The organism is Bacillus sp. Medicinal_06 (assembly GCF_056711665.1).
The window spans coordinates 48,997-69,258 of record NZ_JBWYHD010000007.1 but is presented as its reverse complement, the minus strand read 5'-3'; the positions used below and the strand labels follow the sequence as shown (position 1 = coordinate 69,258).

Here is a 20,262-nt window from a genome sequence, read left to right as displayed (position 1 = left end):
TGGGGGAATCGGAATGAATGCCGAAATTATTGCGGTTGGAACAGAATTGTTGCTCGGACAAATTACAAATACAAATGCGAAGTTTTTATCTGAAAAGTTAGCTTCCATCGGAATTAATGTGTATTATCATACTGTTGTGGGTGATAATAATCATCGTTTACAAGAGGCGATTCAAATTGCTGAAAAGCGTGCAGATATCCTCATTTTTACTGGTGGATTAGGACCGACAAAAGATGATTTAACGAAAGAAACCATTGCTTCAACCTTACAAGAAGAACTTGTTTATGATGAAGTGGCATTAACGTCAATTGGCGAGTATTTTAAACGCACAGGACGTGAATTCACAGAAAATAATAAGAAACAAGCACTTGTTTTAAAAGGCTCGACTGTATTTGCAAATGATCATGGTATGGCACCAGGTATGGGCTTAGCTAAGAACGAAAAAGTGTATGTTTTGTTACCTGGTCCACCAAAAGAAATGCAACCGATGTATACAAGTTATGTAGAGCCATTTTTACGTAACTTTACAACTGAAGAGCATATATATTCCCGTGTTCTTCGTTTTTTCGGCATTGGAGAATCCCAACTGGAAGTGAAAGTTCAAGACTTAATTGACGGGCAAACAAATCCAACAATTGCTCCGCTAGCTTCAGATGGAGAAGTAACGCTTCGCTTGACCGCTAAACATCATGATGTAAAGCAAGCAGAAGTACTTATTCAACATGTAGAAGATTTGATTTTAGAACGAGTAGGGGAATTTTTCTACGGATATAACCAAGATTTTCTTCATACTAAAGCAATTGATTTATTGAAGAAAAAAGGTTTAACTTTAGCGTGTGCGGAAAGTTTAACAGGTGGTCTGTTTGGAAATCAAGTAACAGAAAATGCTGGTGTATCTTCTGTATTTAAGGGCGGCGTAATTTGTTATCATAACGATGTAAAGCAACATATATTACATGTACCTGAAGAAACATTACAAACACTTGGTGCTGTTAGTGAACAATGCGCTCATTATCTTGCTGAAAATGTAAAGGCATTGCTGAAGGCAGATGTTGGGATTAGCTTCACGGGAGTAGCAGGACCGGATTTTTCAGAAAATAAAGAACCAGGAACTGTATTTATTGGGTTAGCAATAAAGGATGAGCCGACAGTGGTATTCCCTCTTAAATTAAGTGGAAGTCGTCAGCAAGTCCGAGAACGCTCTGTAAAATATGGATTTTATCATTTGTATAAAAAGCTAGAAGAGATTTAATCTCTTCTAGCTTTTTTGTAATGAAAAATCATACATTCTTCTATAGAAAATAAAAAAATCGAATAAATGTTCGATTTTTGTTGGCAAATTAATATGAAAATAGGTATAATAAGATTAGCAATTCAGTTAAGGAGGAATTTTGAATGAGTGATCGTCAAGCGGCATTAGATATGGCGTTAAAACAAATAGAGAAGCAATTCGGTAAAGGTTCCATTATGAAGTTAGGAGAACAGGCAGAACGTAGAGTTTCTACAGTACCAAGTGGTTCGTTAGCACTTGATGTAGCTTTAGGTGTTGGTGGTTATCCGCGAGGCCGTATTATTGAAATCTACGGACCTGAAAGCTCAGGTAAAACAACGGTTTCCTTACATGCGATTGCAGAAGTGCAACGTCAAGGTGGACAAGCGGCATTTATTGATGCAGAACATGCGATGGATCCGGTATATGCACAAAAGTTAGGTGTTAATATTGATGAGTTATTATTATCACAGCCTGATACAGGAGAACAAGGTTTAGAAATCGCAGAAGCATTAGTACGAAGCGGTGCAATTGATATCATCGTAATTGACTCTGTAGCAGCTCTTGTACCAAAAGCAGAAATCGAAGGAGAAATGGGTGACTCTCACGTCGGTTTACAAGCACGTTTAATGTCACAAGCACTTCGTAAGCTTTCTGGTGCAATCAACAAGTCAAAAACAATTGCAATCTTTATTAACCAAATTCGTGAAAAAGTTGGGGTTATGTTCGGGAACCCAGAAACAACTCCAGGTGGTCGTGCGTTGAAATTCTATTCAACAGTTCGTCTAGAAGTGCGTCGCGCTGAGCAATTAAAACAAGGTAATGACATTGTTGGTAACAAAACGAAAGTAAAAGTAGTGAAAAATAAAGTAGCACCTCCTTTCCGTGTTGCTGAAGTGGATATTATGTACGGAGAAGGTATTTCACGAGAAGGTGAGATTTTAGATATGGCTTCTGAACTTGATATCGTTCAAAAAAGCGGTGCTTGGTATTCTTATAATGAAGAACGTTTAGGACAAGGACGCGAAAATGCGAAACAGTTCTTAAAAGAAAATCAAGATATAAGGGAGGAAATTGCCTTCTTTATTCGTGAACATCATGGGATTGGTGAAGATTCTGCACCTGAGAGCACAGAAGAAGGAACTCTTCTTGACTAATAAAAGACACGATTTCGTGTCTTTTATTTTTTATCCCAAAATAATATGTAATGTGGTTGTTCGTTAAGGTACTCTCGTTTGTGAAAATTGATTTGGTAGGAGCTGGTATCATTAGTGAATATAAACTTTCTTCGTTAAAAGAAGATTTTCATGACAAAGGTAAAGAAAGTAAAAGTAGACAACGCTTGACAATGAAAAATGCGATAGATACAATGAGAATGTATATTTTTTCTTATATACGATACACTCTTCTCTAGAAGAGAAGTAACATTCGGAGTAGGTCCTATACCTTTTCGAAATAATAATATGACATTTTAATTGTGAAATGAAGAAAGTCCCTTAAAAAAGCGGGGCGACGGTCTTTGCTGTACGTTGCAAATCAATGTACATGCCGACAGTCTTTTTTCATTCATAGCAAGGGGAGGTGAAATCATGAGTAGTACAGTTTGGGTACTCATCTCCATTTTGCTTGCAACAGTCGGTGCAGTTGTTGGCTTTTTTGTTCGAAAGTCTATTGCAGAAGCGAAGATTAATGGTGCAGCAAACGAAGCGAAACGCATTTTAGAAGATGCAAATCGCGAAGCAGAGGCACTTAAGAAAGAAGCGCTTTTAGAAGCAAAGGATGAAATTCATACACTTCGTACAGAAGCTGAATTAGAAATTCGTGATCGTAGAAGCGAATTACAAAAACAAGAAAATCGTTTAATGCAAAAAGAAGAGAACCTTGATCGTAAAGACGAAACGCTCGATAAGCGCGAGCAAATGTTAGAAAAGAAAGAGGAATCTCTTGTAGCGAGACAACAACAGATTGAAGAGTTGGAAAGCAAAGTGGGAGAGTTAGTTCAAAAGCAACAAACGGAATTAGAGCGCATTTCCAATCTGACACGCGAACAAGCGAAAGCAATCATTTTAGGGAAAGTGGAAAGTGAAATTTCTCATGAAATTGCCGTTATGGTAAAAGAAAGTGAAGTTCGTGCGAAAGAAGAGGCGGATAAGAAAGCAAAAGAGATTTTATCTCTTGCAATGCAAAGATGTGCAGCTGATCATGTTGCTGAAACAACCGTTTCGGTTGTAAATCTTCCAAATGACGAAATGAAGGGACGTATCATCGGACGAGAAGGGCGTAATATTCGTACGTTAGAAACGTTAACGGGTATTGACCTTATTATTGATGATACGCCAGAAGCGGTAATCCTATCAGGGTTTGATCCGATTCGTCGTGAAACAGCTCGTATCGCTCTTGATAAGCTCGTTCAGGATGGACGTATTCACCCAGCGCGTATTGAGGAAATGGTTGAGAAATCAAGACGTGAAGTGGATGAGTATATTCGTGAAGTGGGAGAACAAACGACATTTGAAGTGGGTGTACACGGATTACATCCGGATTTAATCAAGATTTTAGGTCGTTTGAAATTCCGTACAAGTTATGGTCAAAACGTGTTAAAACACTCTATGGAAGTAGCGTATTTAGCAGGACTTATGGCAGCGGAGCTTGGCGAGGACGAAAAGTTAGCGAGACGTGCAGGTCTATTGCATGATATCGGAAAAGCAATTGACCATGAAGTAGAAGGCAGTCACGTTGAAATTGGTGTTGAACTCGCAACGAAATATAAAGAGCATCCAGTTGTTATTAACAGTATCGCATCTCACCATGGTGATACAGAGCCAACTTCCATTATTGCAGTTTTAGTTGCAGCAGCGGATGCGCTATCAGCTGCAAGACCAGGAGCTCGTAGTGAGACATTGGAAAACTATATTCGCCGTCTTGAAAAGTTAGAAGAGATTTCAGAATCCTATGAAGGAGTGGAGAAATCCTTTGCAATTCAAGCGGGACGCGAAGTTCGCATCTTGGTAAAACCAGATACAATCGATGATTTAGAAGCTCATCGTTTAGCGCGTGATATTCGAAAACGTATTGAAAATGAACTGGATTATCCAGGACATATTAAAGTAACAGTTATTCGTGAAACACGTGCAGTGGAATACGCAAAATAAAGTGGTGAAATACCACTTTATTTTTTTGTGCTGGGATTGGGTAATATAAAATAAAGTGTTTGTAAATCACCTTTATTCGATTTCAATTCTAATTGGCTAGAATAGAAGAAAAGTTTAAATGAGCAGTTTGTTTTTCTTATAAGTAAACAACTTGTAAGGTAGTAATAAAATAAGTATATAAATCCATTTTGATTTTTCGACGTATAAGCCACGGCTATGGATAACAAAAGGTAATCTGTACTCGTTTTTTCTTTTTGTTTTCACTTGGCATGAGGCAAGAAAAGGATCTGACCGCTTCTATGCATAGTTGGATGCGCTCTCCCATCTAAAAAGAAGGATTTTATGTTGTTTTTTCATTTGTATTTATATAGTACATAGAAAGGGTAATAAATATGAGAATATTATTTGTTGGAGATGTAGTAGGATCCCCTGGAAGAGGTATGATTCAACAATACGTACCAGCGTTAAAGAAAAAATATACACCTACAGTAACAATTATTAATGGAGAAAATGCTGCGGGTGGTCGCGGTATTACAGAGAAAATTTACCGAAACTTTTTAGAGTGTGGTGCACAAGCAGTTACGCTTGGGAATCATGCTTGGGATAATCGTGAAGTATTTGAATTTATTGATGATGCAAAATATCTTGCAAGACCAGCTAACTTCCCAGAGGGGACACCAGGAAAAGGACTTATTTTTGTAAATTGTAACGGTACAGAAGTAGCGGTAATTAACTTACAAGGGCGTACGTTCCTTCCCCCAATTGATTGTCCATTCCGAAAAGTGGATGAATTAATTAATATTGCAAAAAAGCGCACGAATATTATCTTTATTGATTTTCATGCTGAGACAACAAGTGAAAAACAAGCACTTGGTTGGTACGTAGACGGACGTGCTACAGCAGTAGTAGGGACACATACACATGTTCCAACAGCAGATAATCGTATTTTACCAAGTGGAACAGCTTACATTACAGATGTTGGAATGACTGGTCCATACGATGGGATTTTAGGTATGGATCGTGAAGCTGTACTGAAGAAGTTTTTAACGAATTTACCTGTACGTTTTGAAGTAACAAACGGAAGAACACAGTTAAGTGCAGTATTAATTGATGTGGATCCAAATACAGGAAAAGCGAAGAAGATTGAACGTATTTTAATTAATGATGATCAGCCATTTTTCGAATAATACCTTTTAAAAGTTAGAAAAAACATTATATTTTAATTTTTTAGAAAAATTACAGAAATTTAGCAGGAATACATGTCTTTCCTCGTGAATATAAGTTAAAGTGAAATAATCGCTAATACTTTTTAAAGAAACGAGGAGGAAACGAGGAATGGAAATATTAAAAGTTAAAGCAACTTCGGTCCCTAACTCTGTAGCCGGTGCACTTGCTGGAGTTATTCGCGAACGCGGAACAGCAGAAATCCAAGCTATTGGCGCAGGTGCATTAAATCAAGCCGTGAAGGCAGTAGCAATTGCAAGAGGGTTTGTAGCGCCTAGTGGTTTGGATTTGATTTGTATCCCAGCTTTTACAGACATTATGATTGATGGTGAAGAACGTACAGCAATAAAATTAATTGTAGAACCTCGTTAAGTTTGAACAACCTGTTTGCTTCCATGCAAACAGGTTGTTTTTATGGGGAAGGGGGAATAAAAGTGAAAGTGTTTGATGCACACTGTGATGTACTATGGCAATTGTGGAATGCAAAAGGAAAGAAGAATTTTCAAAACGATCCGTCTCTACATATTACGTTTGAACAATTGGAAAAAAGAAAAGGAAGCATACAATGCTTTGCGATATACGTACCTGAAAGCGTTTCATATGAGCGGCGTTTTGAAGCTGCGTTATCTATGATAGATATATTTTATAACCAGATTTTATCGTTGCCGAGCATGAGATTGATTCAGACAAAAAAAGATATAGAGCAGTTAGAAGCAAGTGAAATTGGTGCTATTTTAACATTAGAAGGTGGCGAAGCGATTGGAAAAGAAATGATTAAATTACGCACGCTCTATCGTTTAGGAGTTCGATCTATGGGACTTACGTGGAATCATGCGAATTTATTAGCTGATGGAGCGCTGGAAACAAGAGGAGCGGGACTTACTACGTTTGGTAAGAAAGTTGTAGAAGAATTGAATGCGTTTCGTTTATGGACAGATGTCTCTCACTTAAATGAAAAAGGTTTTTGGGATGTGATGGAAATTGCTCAATATCCAATTGCATCACATTCAAATTGCTATGGGCTTTGTCAACACCCGCGTAATCTGAAAGATGAACAAGTACAAGCACTTATTCAAAAAGATGGTGTAATTGGTGTAACATTTGTTCCAGAGTTTTTAACTAATCATAGGCCTGCTTATATGGATGACATATTACGGCATGTGGAACGCATTTGTGCACTTGGAGGAGAGCATAATATAGGATTTGGTTCGGATTTTGATGGTATCACAGAAACGGTTGTCGGTGTGGAAGCATATCGGCGATATGAATATGTAATCAATGAACTGAGTAAGCGATACAGTGAAACGCATGTTCAAAGCTTTTTATATGATAATTTCATTAATCATATTTCTTTCTAGGTACCTATTTTATAATGTATTTTTAATTTAAAAACAAAATTTTGAAAAGTTAAAAAATTTGAATAAAAAATCAAGCCAAATTATTGCATTTTCTTCATGGTAAGGCTAGAATTGTAGACGAATTAAGATTACGCAAAACATTCAGGGAAATCTGAAGAGGTATAATTTGCGTCCATTGTAGTTTCTTTGCATAAAAAATGCTACACTATTACTGTAAAAAAATACACTACAATGAATGCAGCCAAAAGGGGTGTAGGAGATGATTAGTCAACTTTCATGGAAAGTTGGAGGACAACAAGGTGAAGGAATTGAAAGTACAGGTGAAATCTTCTGTATTGCATTAAACCGCTTAGGATATTATCTATACGGTTACCGCCACTTTTCATCACGAATTAAGGGTGGTCATACCAATAATAAAATTCGCGTAAGTACAACTGAAGTACGCGCGATATCAGATGATTTAGATATTTTAATTGCTTTTGATCAAGAAACAATTGATTTTAACTTCCATGAGCTACGACCAGGTGGAATTGTCGTTGCAGATGCAAAATTTAATCCAACTATACCGGAAAGCGCAGATGTAAATCTATATGCAATACCGTTTACAGATATTGCTTCTGAGCTAGGTACATCATTAATGAAAAATATGGTTGCTGTCGGAGCATCTAGTGCAGTATTAGGATTAGATGAAACTGTATACTTAGAAGTTGTTGATGAAATTTTCGGCCGCAAAGGAGAGCAAGTTGTTGCGAAGAATATGGAAGCAATTAAACGTGGCTCTCAATATATGAAAGAATTGCTTGGTGAGAAAGTAAACATGATGCAGCTTGAAAAAGCTGATGGCCAAAAACGTATGTTTATGATTGGTAACGATGCAATTGCATTTGGAGCAGTAGCTGGTGGTGCACGCTTTATGTCAGCATACCCAATTACACCTGCATCTGAAATTATGGAATATTTAATTAAAAAACTTCCCAAAGTAGGCGGAACAGTTATCCAAACAGAGGATGAAATCGCTGCTTGTACAATGGCGATTGGTGCGAACTATGCTGGTGTACGTACGCTTACTGCGTCAGCAGGACCGGGTCTATCTTTAATGATGGAAGCAATCGGCTTAGCTGGGATTACAGAAACACCTCTTGTTATCGTAGATACACAACGTGGTGGTCCAAGTACTGGTTTACCAACAAAGCAAGAGCAATCAGATTTAATGGCAATGATTTACGGTACACATGGTGAAATTCCAAAAATCGTAATGGCACCAAGTACTGTTGAAGAAGCGTTTTATGACATTGTCGAAGCATTTAACTTAGCGGAAGAATATCAAGTTCCTGTTATTTTCTTAACAGACTTACAGCTTTCTTTAGGAAAGCAAACAGTAGAACCGTTGCAGTTAGACAGAGTAGAGATTCGCCGCGGTAAGCTTGATTTACAAGCAGAGTTACCAGAGCGTGAAAATAAAGCGTATTTTAAACGTTATGAAGTGACAGAAGATGGTATTTCACCACGCGTGTTACCTGGTATGAAGAATGGTGTTCACCATGTTACAGGCGTAGAACATGATGAAACTGGTAAACCATCTGAATCAGCATTGAATCGTAAATCGCAAATGGACAAACGTTTCCGTAAAATGGAGAATTTGAAGTTTAATACCCCTGTATACAAAAATGCCAAGCATGATGACGCTGATGTATTATTAGTAGGTTTTAACTCTACTCGCGGTGCAATTGAAGAAGCGATGGAGCGTTTAGAGCAAGAAGGATTGAAAGTAAATCATGCTCACGTTCGGTTAATTCATCCGTTCCCAACACATGAAATCCTTCCCCTTGTGAAGGGTGCAAAGCGCGTTGTTGTTGTGGAAAATAATGCAACTGGTCAGCTTGCTAACATTATGAAGATGAATCTTGGTAATGGAGAGAAAATTTCTAGTCTGTTAAAATACGACGGAAATCCATTTTTACCAAAAGAAATTTACAACGAATGCAAAAAAGGGGTTGTATTAAATGGCAACATTTAAGGACTTTCGTAACAGCGTAAAACCAAACTGGTGTCCAGGTTGCGGTGACTTCTCAGTGCAAGCAGCAATTCAACGTGCAGCTGCGAACGTTGGTTTAAATCCAGATGAGTTAGCTGTTATTTCAGGTATCGGGTGCTCAGGTCGTATTTCAGGTTATATTAATTCATATGGCGTTCATAGTATTCATGGACGTGCACTTCCAATTGCACAAGGTGTAAAAATGGCAAACCGTGATTTAACAGTTATTGCATCTGGTGGTGACGGAGATGGTTTTGCAATCGGTATGGGACATACCATTCATTCCATTCGTCGTAACATTGACATTACGTACATCGTTATGGATAACCAAATTTACGGTTTAACAAAAGGTCAAACTTCACCACGTAGTGAAGCTGGATTTAAAACGAAAAGTACACCGCAAGGTTCAATTGAACCAGCATTATCTGTAATGGAAATGGCATTAACAGCTGGTGCGACTTTTGTGGCACAAAGCTTCTCTAGTGATCTAAAAGAATTAACACAGCTTATCGAAGCTGGTATTCAGCATAAAGGGTTCTCTTTAATTAACGTATTTAGCCCATGTGTCACTTATAATAAAGTGAATACGTATGATTGGTTTAAAGAAAATTTAACAAAACTAAGCACAGTAGAAGGATACGATCCATCTAATCGTATGATTGCTATGCAAACGTTAATGGAAAACAAAGGTTTAGTAACGGGCTTAATTTATCAAAACACAGAGCAGCCTTCTTACCAAGAGCTTGTAAAGGGATATAGCGAAAAACCTTTAGTGCAAGCTGATTTACAAATGGATCAAAAAATGTTTGATGAACTCGTTGCTGAATTTATGTAATCATAATAAAAAAGCTGCTTAACAGCAGCTTTTTTATTTACCTATAAAATTCAGAATGTTAAAATAATAGATGTATCGTCTTGTTAGAAAAATTGGTTTGTGCGCTGTAGTACGTGGGTATGATACGGTCTCTTTGTTGTTAAATTTGGCTAAACACTTTATACTATGGTAGTGTGTATAGGAATAAAGCAATATGCTTTTTAAAAGGACAAGGTTAAAACAATAAAAAGGGAATGTCTATTCGTGTCGGGAAGACTCTATTCTTATGGATGGTTAGATCGATTGCTTGAATTTTCAAGGGGCAAGCTATCTCTCAAACTATTCTAATCTTTAAGATGGGTCTCATTGTCATTAAAATGGACTACAAAGTGTGTATAGTTAAGGTTGAAAGGAGATTACCCATGAACGAGCAACAACGATTAGCAAGTCAACAAGCGAATTCTTCTATAAAAAAAGGAGAAAAAGATTACAGTAAATACTTTGAAAGTGTATATCAGCCACCTTCCTTGAAGGATGCGAAAAAACGCGGGAAAGAAGAAGTGAAAATCGAGCGTGATTTTGGTTTACCAGAAGAGTTTCGTAACTTTGGTGCCGGAAGGAAGTTTTATATCCGTACTTACGGATGTCAAATGAATGAGCATGATACAGAAGTAATGGCTGGTATTTTTACAGCGCTTGGATATGAACCAACATTTTCGACAGAAGATGCAGACGTGATTCTATTAAATACTTGTGCCATTCGTGAAAACGCTGAGAATAAAGTATTTGGGGAACTTGGTCATTTAAAACCATTAAAACAAAGAAACCCTGATCTTTTAATCGGTGTGTGTGGTTGTATGTCTCAGGAAGAATCTGTTGTAAACAAAATTATGCAAAAAAACCAGCATGTAGATATGGTATTTGGTACACATAATATTCATCGTTTGCCGTACATTTTAAAAGATGCGATGTTTTCAAAAGCGACGGTTGTTGAAGTATGGTCTAAAGAAGGAGATGTAATTGAAAACCTTCCGAAAGTACGTCGTGGCGATATCAAAGCATGGGTAAATATTATGTATGGATGCGACAAATTTTGTACATATTGCATCGTACCATATACACGTGGGAAAGAACGTAGTCGTCGCCCAGAAGATATTATTAATGAAATTCGTCATTTAGCGGCAAATGGATATAAAGAAATTACGCTGCTGGGTCAAAACGTAAACGCATATGGTAAAGACTTTGAAGATTTAGAATATGGCCTTGGCGATTTAATGGATGAACTTCGTAAGATTGATATAGCACGTGTTCGCTTTACAACAAGTCACCCACGTGATTTCGATGATCACTTAATTGAAGTGCTTGGAAAAGGCGGAAATTTAGTTGAACACATCCACTTACCGGTACAATCGGGAAGTACAGATATGCTAAAAATTATGGCACGTAAATATTCAAGAGAACATTATTTAGAACTTGTACGTAAAATTAAAGAAACGATTCCGAATGCAGTATTAACAACTGATATTATCGTTGGTTTCCCTAATGAAACAGACGAGCAATTTGAAGAAACGATGTCGTTATATCGTGAAGTAGGGTTTGATAGTGCATTTACATTTATTTATTCTCCGCGTGAAGGTACACCTGCTGCAAAAATGAAGGATAATGTACCGATGGAAGTAAAAAAAGAGCGTTTGCAACGCTTAAATGCATTAGTGAATGAATATTCGATAGAAAAGAATAAACGATATGAAGGTCAAATTGTTGAAGTACTAGTTGATGGAGAGAGTAAGAATAATCCTGATGTGCTTGCAGGCTATACACGTACTAATAAGCTTGTAAACTTCGTAGCTCCAAAATCTGCAATCGGTCAGCTTGTAAAAGTAAAAGTAACGGAAGCAAAAACTTGGTCTCTAAACGGGGAATTGGTTGAGGAGCCGATCGAGGTGAAATAATAGATGAAGATTTATACAAAAGATGAAATTGTTGAGCAAGCGAAAGAGTTAGCGAAAATGATTTCTGAAACAGAAGAAGTGGATTTCTTTAAACGTGCGGAAGCACAAATTCATAAAAATGAAAATGTGAAACGTGCAATTGATGAAATTAAAGCACTGCAAAAACAAGCTGTAAACTTACAGCATTATGGAAAATGGGAAGCGTTGAAAAAAGTAGAAGCGGAAATAGATGCTTTGCAAGATAAACTGGACAGCATTCCGGTTGTACAGGAATTTAAATCTTCACAAACATATGTAAATGATTTACTGCAGCTAGTAGCAAGTACTATTTCTAATAACGTAACGGATGAAATTTTAATTTCAACTGGTGGCAATGTGTTAAAAGGTGAAACAGGTGCTGAAATAGAGAGTAAAAAAGGAAATTGTGGTTGTTAAGAGAGGTGTCTTATAGACACCTCTTTTTTATTTATATTCTGCTTTATAGTCTTTTGTCAAAAAAAGAATGACACATTCCGCTATTGTCACGCATATGATTAAGTGAATATTGATTGAGGAGGGTTCCGAATGTCCGAATTTAGAGAGATTATTACAAAAGCAGTAGTGGGCAAAGGACGTAAGTATACAAAATCAACGCATACATGTGAATCAAATCATGAGCCGACAAGTATTCTCGGATGTTGGGTAATTAATCACACATATGAAGCAAGAAAGAATGGGAAGTCTGTAGAAATTGAAGGATACTACGATGTGAATACGTGGTACTCATTTGATGAAAACACAAAAACAGAAGTTGTAACAGAACGTGTTAGTTACACAGATGAAGTGAATGTTGGATATCGTGACAAAAATTTTTCAGGTGAAGATTTAGAAATTATTGCCCGCGTTATTCAACATCCAAACTGTTTAGAAGCAATTGTTTCACCAAATGGTAATAAAATTGTTGTAACTGTAGAGCGTGAATTTGTAACAGAAGTTGTTGGTGAAACAAAAATTTGTGTAAATGTAAATCCAGATGGATGCCCAGAAAATGAGGAAGATTTTGAAGTAGATGATGATGAATTTGAAGAGTTAGATCCAAACTTTATTGTAGAAGCAGAGGAAGAGTAATAGAAAGCTAGGGAGAAATTCTTCCTAGCTTTTTACATAAGGTGAATGAACATGTTTCCTGATAAAAATGTGCTATAATGAAGGGAGACTCCTAAAAGAGGAGATAAGAGTGTCCGTAAAGTGCGGCATTTAAATATATAGCACATTTTTATGAAGTATGGAGGAAACAAATGGCTCAGTATACCCCTATGATACAACAATATTTAAAGGTCAAGGCAGACTATCAAGATGCCTTTTTATTTTTTCGTTTAGGTGATTTTTATGAAATGTTTTTTGAAGATGCAGTTAAGGCAGCTCATGAACTTGAAATTACGCTAACAAGCCGAGATGGGGGAAGCAGTGATCGAATACCGATGTGTGGTGTTCCGTACCATGCTGCGAAAAATTACATTGAACAGCTCGTTGAAAAAGGATATAAAGTTGCAATCTGTGAACAAGTAGAAGATCCGAAAACAGCAAAAGGTGTTGTACGTCGTGAAGTGGTGCAATTAATTACGCCAGGAACGATGATGGAAGGGCGTACAATTGATGAAAAAGAAAATAACTTCTTAGCTGCGTTAACTCATTTTGAAGATGGCTCTTACGCATTAGCCTGTAATGATTTAACAACAGGGCAAAATACAGTTACATTGTTAACAGGTTCTGTAGAAGATGTACTGTTAGAAGTTTATGCAACAGGTTCAAAAGAAATTGTTGTCGATTCTACATTTTCTAAAGATGAGCTAAACAAGTTGACAGAAACATTAAAGATGACAATCTCTTATGAAGATGAAACGAAAGTGCCTGAAGGATTAGAGCATCTTGTGAAAAATGTAACCCAAACGAAATTAGTTACAGCAGTAGGACGCTTATTGAATTATGTACTAAGAACACAAAAACGCTCATTAGATCATTTGCAACCAGTAGATATTTATTATACAAATCAATTTATGAAAATTGATGTGCATTCAAAGCGTAACTTAGAATTAACAGAAACACTCCGAACAAAAGAAAAAACAGGTTCGCTCCTATGGCTATTAGATAAAACAAAAACAGCGATGGGCGGCCGCATGCTAAAACAGTGGATGGAACGCCCGCTTATACAAAAAGACAAAATTGAAGAGCGTCTAGAAATGGTTGAAACATTTGTGAATGACTATTTCTTACGTGAAGATTTAAAAGAAAAACTAAAAGAAGTGTATGACCTAGAGCGTTTGGCGGGAAAAGTCGCATATGGTAGTGTCAATGCGCGCGATTTACTACAATTAAAACGTTCTCTATTGCAAGTTCCGACCATTTTAGAGGCAATTAGTCTGTTAGACAGTTCTTATGCGGCAAGATTAATTCAAGGCGCTGATCCATGTGAAAGTTTAACAGAGTTACTAGAGAGAAGTATCCAAGAAAACCCTCCACTGTCTGTAAAAGATGGAGATATTATAAAAGATGGTTATAATGACAGGCTAGATGAATATCGTTATGTTAGTAAGAACGGAAAAACATGGATTGCAGAGCTTGAAAAACGTGAACGTGACATTACGGGAATTAAATCGTTAAAGATTGGTTACAACCGTATTTTTGGCTACTATATTGAAGTGACAAAGGCAAACCTTGCTTCGCTTCCAGAAGGGCGCTATGAGCGTAAACAGACGCTTGCAAATGCGGAGCGCTTCATTACAGATGAATTAAAAGAAAAAGAAACATTGATTTTAGAGGCAGAAGAAAAAATTGTGCAGCTAGAATATGATTTATTTACTGCACTTCGTGAAGAAGTAAAAGTGTTTATTCCTAAATTACAGCACTTAGCGAAAGTAATTAGTGAACTAGATGTACTGCAAAGTTTTGCTACAGTGAGTGAAGAAGAACAATTTGTAAAACCAGTTTTAACAGATAAGCGTGAAATCTTTATAAAAGATGGTCGCCATCCTGTTGTAGAAAAAGTATTAAACGGAAAATTGTATGTGCCAAACGATTGTGTGATGCCTGAAAACATGGATGTCTTTTTAATTACAGGTCCAAACATGTCGGGTAAAAGTACGTATATGCGTCAATTAGCACTTGTTACTGTTATGTCGCAAATTGGTTGCTTTGTACCTGCAACAGAAGCTATATTACCAGTCTTTGATCAAATCTTTACGAGAATTGGTGCAGCAGATGATTTAATTTCAGGTCAAAGTACGTTTATGGTCGAAATGCTAGAAGCAAAAAATGCAATCGCTAATGCATCAGAAAGAAGTTTAATTTTATTTGATGAAATCGGCCGCGGAACATCTACGTATGACGGTATGGCACTCGCACAAGCAATCATCGAGCATATCCATGACCAAATTGGAGCGAAGACACTATTTTCAACACATTACCACGAATTGACTGTACTAGAAGAGAGCTTAGGGCAGCTGAAAAACGTACACGTTTCAGCTATTGAAGAAAACGGAAAAGTTGTTTTCTTGCATAAAATTCAAGACGGTGCAGCAGATAAAAGTTATGGTATTCACGTTGCTCAGCTTGCTGAACTTCCAGATAGCTTAATTGCTCGCGCAAAAGAAGTATTAGCGCAGTTAGAAGGACAAGAGGAAATCATTATTCCGGAACGTGCAGAAGTTAACGTCCAAGAAGAAATTGTTCAAGAACCAGCTATAGTAAAAGAAGAGGAAGAGACAATACCAGAGAAGAACGAAGAAGCAGAAGAATCACAGCTTTCTTTCTTTGCGGCAGAACAATCTCCTAAAAAACAAGAAAAGTCTGCACTGGATCAAAAAGAAACAGCGGTCTTAACACAAATTAAAAAAATTGATTTACTTGATATGACGCCTCTAGAAGCATTAAATGAATTGTATCGTTTGCAGAAAAAGTTAAAGAAAGGATGAGTAAGTAGATGGGGAAAATTCGCAAACTCGATGACCAACTCTCTAATTTAATTGCAGCAGGGGAAGTAGTTGAACGCCCTGCTTCAGTTGTAAAAGAACTTGTCGAAAATTCCATCGATGCGAATAGTACATCTATTGAAATCCACTTAGAAGAAGCTGGATTATCGAAAATTCGCATCATCGATAATGGAGATGGGATTGCTGAAGAAGATTGTATTGTTGCCTTTGAACGCCATGCAACAAGTAAAATTAAAGATGAAAATGATCTATTTCGCATTCGAACGCTTGGTTTCCGCGGTGAGGCATTGCCAAGTATCGCATCTGTTAGTGAATTGGAATTAATTACAAGCACAGGAGATGCACCAGGTACACACCTTGTTATTAAAGGCGGAGACGTTATAAAACAGGAAAAAACAGCGAGCCGTAAAGGAACGGATATTACGGTTCAAAACCTGTTTTTTAACACACCAGCGCGCCTTAAATATATGAAAACAATTCATACAGAGCTTGGGAATATTACAGATATTGTGTATCGCATTGCAATGTCCCATCCAGAAGTGTCTTTGAAACTGTTTCATAATGAGAAAAAACTGTTACACACTTCAGGAAATGGTGATGTGAGACAAGTACTTGCAGCCATTTATAGCATTCAAGTTGCAAAAAAACTGATTCCAATTGAGGTGGAATCATTAGACTTTACGATTCGTGGATATGTAACGCTTCCAGAAGTAACGAGAGCGTCTCGTAATTACATGTCAACGATTGTAAATGGTCGTTACGTTCGAAACTATGTACTAATGAAAGCTGTGCAGCAAGGGTACCACACATTGCTTCCAGTTGGACGTTATCCAATTGGGTTCTTATCAATTGAGATGGATCCAATGTTAGTCGATGTTAACGTTCATCCAGCTAAATTAGAAGTACGCTTCAGTAAAGAACAGGAATTACTGCAATTAATCGAAAAGGCGTTGCAAGACGCCTTTAAAAAGATCCAGCTAATTCCAGATGCTGGCGTGACAACGAAGAAAAAAGAAAAAGACCAAAGTGTGCAAGAACAATTCCATTTTGAGCATACAAAGCCTAAAGAACCACCTATGCCTAACATTGTCTTACCAACTGGAATGGATGAAAAGAAAGAAGAAGAAGTAAATCCAGTAAAACCAGTGCCACAGCTTTGGCAACAGCCGAAGCAAGAATGGCAGCCACCGCAGTCATTCGTAAGAGAAGAAGCAAGCTGGCAGCCATCTTCTACACCGATAATAGAAGCAAGTGTTCAAGAAGCAAAAGAATGGGATAGTAGTGAAGAGGACTTTGAATTAGAGGAACTAGAAGAAGAAATTCAAGAAATCAAAGAGATTGAAATGAACGGTAATGATTTACCACCGCTTTATCCAATTGGGCAAATGCACGGAACTTATATCTTCGCTCAAAATGATAAAGGATTATATATGATTGATCAGCATGCAGCGCAAGAGCGAATCAATTATGAATATTTCCGAGACAAAGTAGGTCAAGTAACGCAAGAAGTACAAGAATTACTCGTACCATATCGCATTGATTTATCCCTTACTGAATTCCTGCGTGTCGAAGAACAATTAGAGGAATTAAAAAAGGTAGGATTATTTCTAGAACAATTTGGCCATCAATCGTTTATCGTTCGTTCCCATCCAACATGGTTCCCAAAAGGGAAAGAAACAGAGATTATTGATGAAATGATGCAGCAAGTCGTCAAACTAAAAAAAGTTGATATTAAAAAACTTCGTGAAGAAGCAGCGATTATGATGAGCTGTAAAGCATCGATTAAAGCAAATCAATATTTAACGAACGATCAAATCTTTGCTTTACTCGAAGAGCTGCGTACAACAACAAATCCATACACATGTCCGCATGGTAGACCGATTCTTGTGCATCATTCTACTTATGAATTGGAGAAGATGTTTAAGAGGGTTATGTAGGAGAGTTGTCCAAAGGGAAAAGTCTGCTACTGGGTAAAGAAAATTGTTTGTACTGTTTAAAGTTAGTATAAAGAATGAAAAATACCACTGAATGAATGAGTTTTTACGTTAATATACTGAAAAAATAATGTGCGAAAAGAATATTTTAATAGGCAAAAAAGCATGACAATTTTATGTCATGCTTTTTGTTAATTATTCATAATTTATAGGTTCTATGCTTTGGGGTAACGTGTAGAGTATTATTTGTCATTTCAATGAAAGGTTTGAAAGAAGGGCGTTTAAAGAATGTAGAAATATGGGAGACTCACCTTACGAGTTAAAATGAAAAGAGCATCTTAAATTAAATGGTCTTCATTTTCAAACTCAAGTACCTGTTTATGAGATGAATAGGCATGGAGTACCTAAGTATTGGTTGGATTTGTAGATTTGAAATAAAGATTGATAATTTGTAAAAAAGTTTTATAAAGAATCTATTTTGTAGAGTATTTCTTTTTCAGCGTGTGCCCGGAATGGGTTCAACCTCTCTAGGGTGTGAGTCCCGAACTGTGAAGGCAGAAGTAACAGTTAACACAAGGGTGTCCGCGGTGACGCGGAATCTGAAGGAAGCGAGCGGCAAACTTTCGGTCTGAGGAACACGAACTTTATATGAGGCTAGGTATCACTGATGGGCTTTGCACTATTTTATTAAATTGTACTCATACCTTTACATAATTCCATCTATTTACATAATATATATAAATATTTATAGAAAGGAGGATATTTTTGTTTAGTATACAGAGTGTAGATGTCGCTCATTTTTTATTTGCCATGGGCTGTCTCTTGGCTTTAGCTCATCTATTGGGTTTTTTAGCAGAACGTATGATGATTCCTCGAGTTATCGGTGAAATATCTGCAGGTCTTGTTCTTGGACCAACATTGTTAGGCTATTTTTTCCCTGACACTTTCCAATGGATGTTTTTAGGTTTCGATGGAGAAGGTAAGTTATTTGGAATTCTTTATCAAATTGGCTTACTTATGCTCATGTTTAGTTCAGGGTTAAAATTCCAGACAAAATTTAATAAAGAAGATTTTAAAATCACTTCTGCATTAGTTGTAGGGGCAACCATTCCAGCATTTATTGTAGGTTGGTTTGCTGCTGATCTATTAAATGTTACTTCCTACATGGGAAGCGCAAACAGTCCGCTTGCGATCAAGATTGTTATTGCTGTATCTATTGCGGTTACATCAATACCCGTTATATCAAAAATATTTAATGACTTAGGGATTATGCGCACTAGATTTGCCAAAATAGTGCTTGCATGTGCTGGTATACACGATATTATTCTATGGGTGGCTTTAGGATATGCAACAGCAATAGCAAGCCAAGAAGGTATTATTACATTTAGTTTAGGACTCAAAACGATATTAATAAACCTTAGCTTTATTGGCGGAATATTTTTAATTGCACACTTTTTATTTAATCGCTTCACATTTCTTAAAAATAATTTTCTTTTTAAAGCATCACATCTTGGATATTTCCTATTCACCATGTTTATGTTAGCATCACTTGCAGGGTACCTTCATGTAGAGGCTATTTTTGGAGCTCTTCTCGCTGGAATTATGATCAAACTGTCCATTCCAACAGATGAAGTGGATAAAGTTGAATATATTGTTTCAAAAGTTGGCTTTTCTTGGTTTATTCCACTATATTTTGCGATTGTTGGGCTACAATTAGATCTTATTAAAAACTTTAATCCATTTTATTTCCTTGGTTTTCTTTTATTTGCTTGTTTCGTTCAAACGTTATCCGTTTATCTAACATCAAGGATGATCAAGCAGGATCCTTTAACTAGTCTCAATCTTGCAATAGCCATCAATGACCGTGGAGGTCCTGGAATTGTCCTCGCTTCTATTGCATATTCAACGGGGATTGTCAACAAGGAGTTTTTTGCCGTACTCGTTATGTTAGCATTAATGACCTCATTCTTGCCTGGTGTTTGGTTCCGTATCGTTCTAAAAAAGAAATGGAGACTAATGCCAGGAGATGAGAATTTAGTTCCAGATCGAAATAAAGATGATTAATAATATTTTTTAGAATAATTGCTAAAATTGCGAAAAGAACATGATTTCCGAAGTTTATCAACTAATACAGGGGCATTATAACAACGAGTGGTTCTATAATAAATCGGATTGATGATTCAGAAAAGTAGATAACCTGAGGGGGAAGGTAACTTCTGGACTTATTCTACTTTTCTTGATAATAATCACATTATTTTAGTTACACCGATTGTAAGATATACAACAATGATGTAGAGCTATATTGCTTATTCCTGTATTTTCCATAGTGCCCTCAATCTGCGAATCGTTGTCCTACCCCGATAATACCGATAAATATTATAGTCAAAAACATATATGGGATCTTTTTCTTTATATTGAATTTTAGTATTATAGCTTCCATTAAATCCTACTAAATGAACATTAATTGTAATTAGCCAATTTTTATCTTCGCCTTGATATAAACGAATATAATAAATAAAATTAAAATCAAGATAAGCTTTCTTTTTACTGTATGA

At 36.7% G+C, this 20,262-nt stretch carries 14 protein-coding genes; all 14 read left to right on the top strand.

What is annotated here, in order from left to right:
• Positions 1-13 precede the first annotated feature (13 nt).
• The 14 genes from AC1M36_RS17830 to AC1M36_RS17765 all read left to right on the top strand — a co-directional run bounded on the left by AC1M36_RS17830 (position 14) and on the right by AC1M36_RS17765 (position 19,771).
• Entirely contained in the window at positions 14-1,252 is a 1,239-nt protein-coding gene (locus tag AC1M36_RS17830; RefSeq protein WP_336453171.1) for a competence/damage-inducible protein A, read from the top strand.
• Positions 1,253-1,395: 143 nt separating this feature from the next.
• On the top strand, positions 1,396-2,427 hold the full coding sequence (recA, locus tag AC1M36_RS17825) for a recombinase RecA (protein WP_336453170.1): 1,032 nt from the start codon (positions 1,396-1,398) through the stop codon (positions 2,425-2,427).
• Positions 2,428-2,859: 432 nt separating this feature from the next.
• Positions 2,860-4,422, top strand: coding sequence for a ribonuclease Y (gene rny / locus AC1M36_RS17820; RefSeq protein ID WP_336453169.1), 1,563 nt, complete (start codon positions 2,860-2,862; stop codon positions 4,420-4,422).
• 392 nt (positions 4,423-4,814) lie between these two features.
• Positions 4,815-5,609: a TIGR00282 family metallophosphoesterase gene (locus tag AC1M36_RS17815; RefSeq protein WP_003199419.1), complete on the top strand. Its 795-nt coding sequence runs from the start codon at positions 4,815-4,817 to the stop codon at positions 5,607-5,609.
• A gap of 148 nt (positions 5,610-5,757) precedes the next feature.
• The gene (spoVS, locus tag AC1M36_RS17810) at positions 5,758-6,018 is read left to right on the top strand and encodes a stage V sporulation protein SpoVS (RefSeq protein ID WP_000404341.1); all 261 of its coding nucleotides are present in this window, start codon (positions 5,758-5,760) and stop codon (positions 6,016-6,018) included.
• 23 nt (positions 6,019-6,041) lie between these two features.
• Positions 6,042-7,004, top strand: coding sequence for a dipeptidase (locus tag AC1M36_RS17805; protein WP_479846110.1), 963 nt, complete (start codon positions 6,042-6,044; stop codon positions 7,002-7,004).
• Between the two features lie 259 nt (positions 7,005-7,263).
• Positions 7,264-9,021: a 2-oxoacid:acceptor oxidoreductase subunit alpha gene (locus tag AC1M36_RS17800; RefSeq protein WP_336453168.1), complete on the top strand. Its 1,758-nt coding sequence runs from the start codon at positions 7,264-7,266 to the stop codon at positions 9,019-9,021.
• On the top strand, positions 9,008-9,874 hold the full coding sequence (locus AC1M36_RS17795) for a 2-oxoacid:ferredoxin oxidoreductase subunit beta (protein ID WP_018764680.1): 867 nt from the start codon (positions 9,008-9,010) through the stop codon (positions 9,872-9,874). Before AC1M36_RS17800 ends, AC1M36_RS17795 begins: the two co-directional genes overlap by 14 nt.
• A 401-nt stretch (positions 9,875-10,275) precedes the next feature.
• Complete coding sequence (miaB, locus tag AC1M36_RS17790; protein ID WP_336453167.1) at positions 10,276-11,805, top strand: tRNA (N6-isopentenyl adenosine(37)-C2)-methylthiotransferase MiaB; 1,530 nt, start codon at positions 10,276-10,278, stop codon at positions 11,803-11,805.
• A 3-nt stretch (positions 11,806-11,808) separates the two neighbouring features.
• Positions 11,809-12,240 (top strand): YlbF/YmcA family competence regulator, encoded by a 432-nt coding sequence (locus tag AC1M36_RS17785; RefSeq protein WP_174102197.1) that lies wholly within the window; start codon positions 11,809-11,811, stop codon positions 12,238-12,240.
• 129 nt (positions 12,241-12,369) lie between these two features.
• Complete coding sequence (cotE, locus tag AC1M36_RS17780) at positions 12,370-12,912, top strand: outer spore coat protein CotE (RefSeq protein ID WP_174102196.1); 543 nt, start codon at positions 12,370-12,372, stop codon at positions 12,910-12,912.
• 170 nt (positions 12,913-13,082) lie between these two features.
• The gene (mutS, locus tag AC1M36_RS17775; RefSeq protein WP_336453166.1) at positions 13,083-15,755 is read left to right on the top strand and encodes a DNA mismatch repair protein MutS; all 2,673 of its coding nucleotides are present in this window, start codon (positions 13,083-13,085) and stop codon (positions 15,753-15,755) included.
• An 8-nt stretch (positions 15,756-15,763) separates the two neighbouring features.
• Positions 15,764-17,710, top strand: coding sequence for a DNA mismatch repair endonuclease MutL (gene mutL / locus AC1M36_RS17770; RefSeq protein WP_336453165.1), 1,947 nt, complete (start codon positions 15,764-15,766; stop codon positions 17,708-17,710).
• A 762-nt stretch (positions 17,711-18,472) separates the two neighbouring features.
• A complete protein-coding gene (locus AC1M36_RS17765) occupies positions 18,473-19,771 on the top strand; it encodes a cation:proton antiporter (RefSeq protein WP_336453164.1) in 1,299 nt (432 codons plus the stop codon).
• Positions 19,772-20,262 lie beyond the last annotated feature (491 nt).

Excerpts from the sequence above, each read along its gene's own strand:
- AC1M36_RS17785 (WP_174102197.1), top strand. The coding sequence starts at position 11,809 with ATGAAGATTTATACAAAAGATGAAATTGTTGAGCAAGCGAAAGAGTTA.
- rny (WP_336453169.1), top strand. The coding sequence starts at position 2,860 with ATGAGTAGTACAGTTTGGGTACTCATCTCCATTTTGCTTGCAACAGTC.
- recA (WP_336453170.1), top strand. The coding sequence starts at position 1,396 with ATGAGTGATCGTCAAGCGGCATTAGATATGGCGTTAAAACAAATAGAG.
- cotE (WP_174102196.1), top strand. The coding sequence starts at position 12,370 with ATGTCCGAATTTAGAGAGATTATTACAAAAGCAGTAGTGGGCAAAGGA.
- spoVS (WP_000404341.1), top strand. The coding sequence starts at position 5,758 with ATGGAAATATTAAAAGTTAAAGCAACTTCGGTCCCTAACTCTGTAGCC.
- AC1M36_RS17805 (WP_479846110.1), top strand. The coding sequence starts at position 6,042 with ATGCAAACAGGTTGTTTTTATGGGGAAGGGGGAATAAAAGTGAAAGTG.
- mutL (WP_336453165.1), top strand. The coding sequence starts at position 15,764 with ATGGGGAAAATTCGCAAACTCGATGACCAACTCTCTAATTTAATTGCA.
- AC1M36_RS17815 (WP_003199419.1), top strand. The coding sequence starts at position 4,815 with ATGAGAATATTATTTGTTGGAGATGTAGTAGGATCCCCTGGAAGAGGT.
- AC1M36_RS17800 (WP_336453168.1), top strand. The coding sequence starts at position 7,264 with ATGATTAGTCAACTTTCATGGAAAGTTGGAGGACAACAAGGTGAAGGA.
- AC1M36_RS17830 (WP_336453171.1), top strand. The coding sequence starts at position 14 with ATGAATGCCGAAATTATTGCGGTTGGAACAGAATTGTTGCTCGGACAA.
- AC1M36_RS17795 (WP_018764680.1), top strand. The coding sequence starts at position 9,008 with ATGGCAACATTTAAGGACTTTCGTAACAGCGTAAAACCAAACTGGTGT.
- miaB (WP_336453167.1), top strand. The coding sequence starts at position 10,276 with ATGAACGAGCAACAACGATTAGCAAGTCAACAAGCGAATTCTTCTATA.
- mutS (WP_336453166.1), top strand. The coding sequence starts at position 13,083 with ATGGCTCAGTATACCCCTATGATACAACAATATTTAAAGGTCAAGGCA.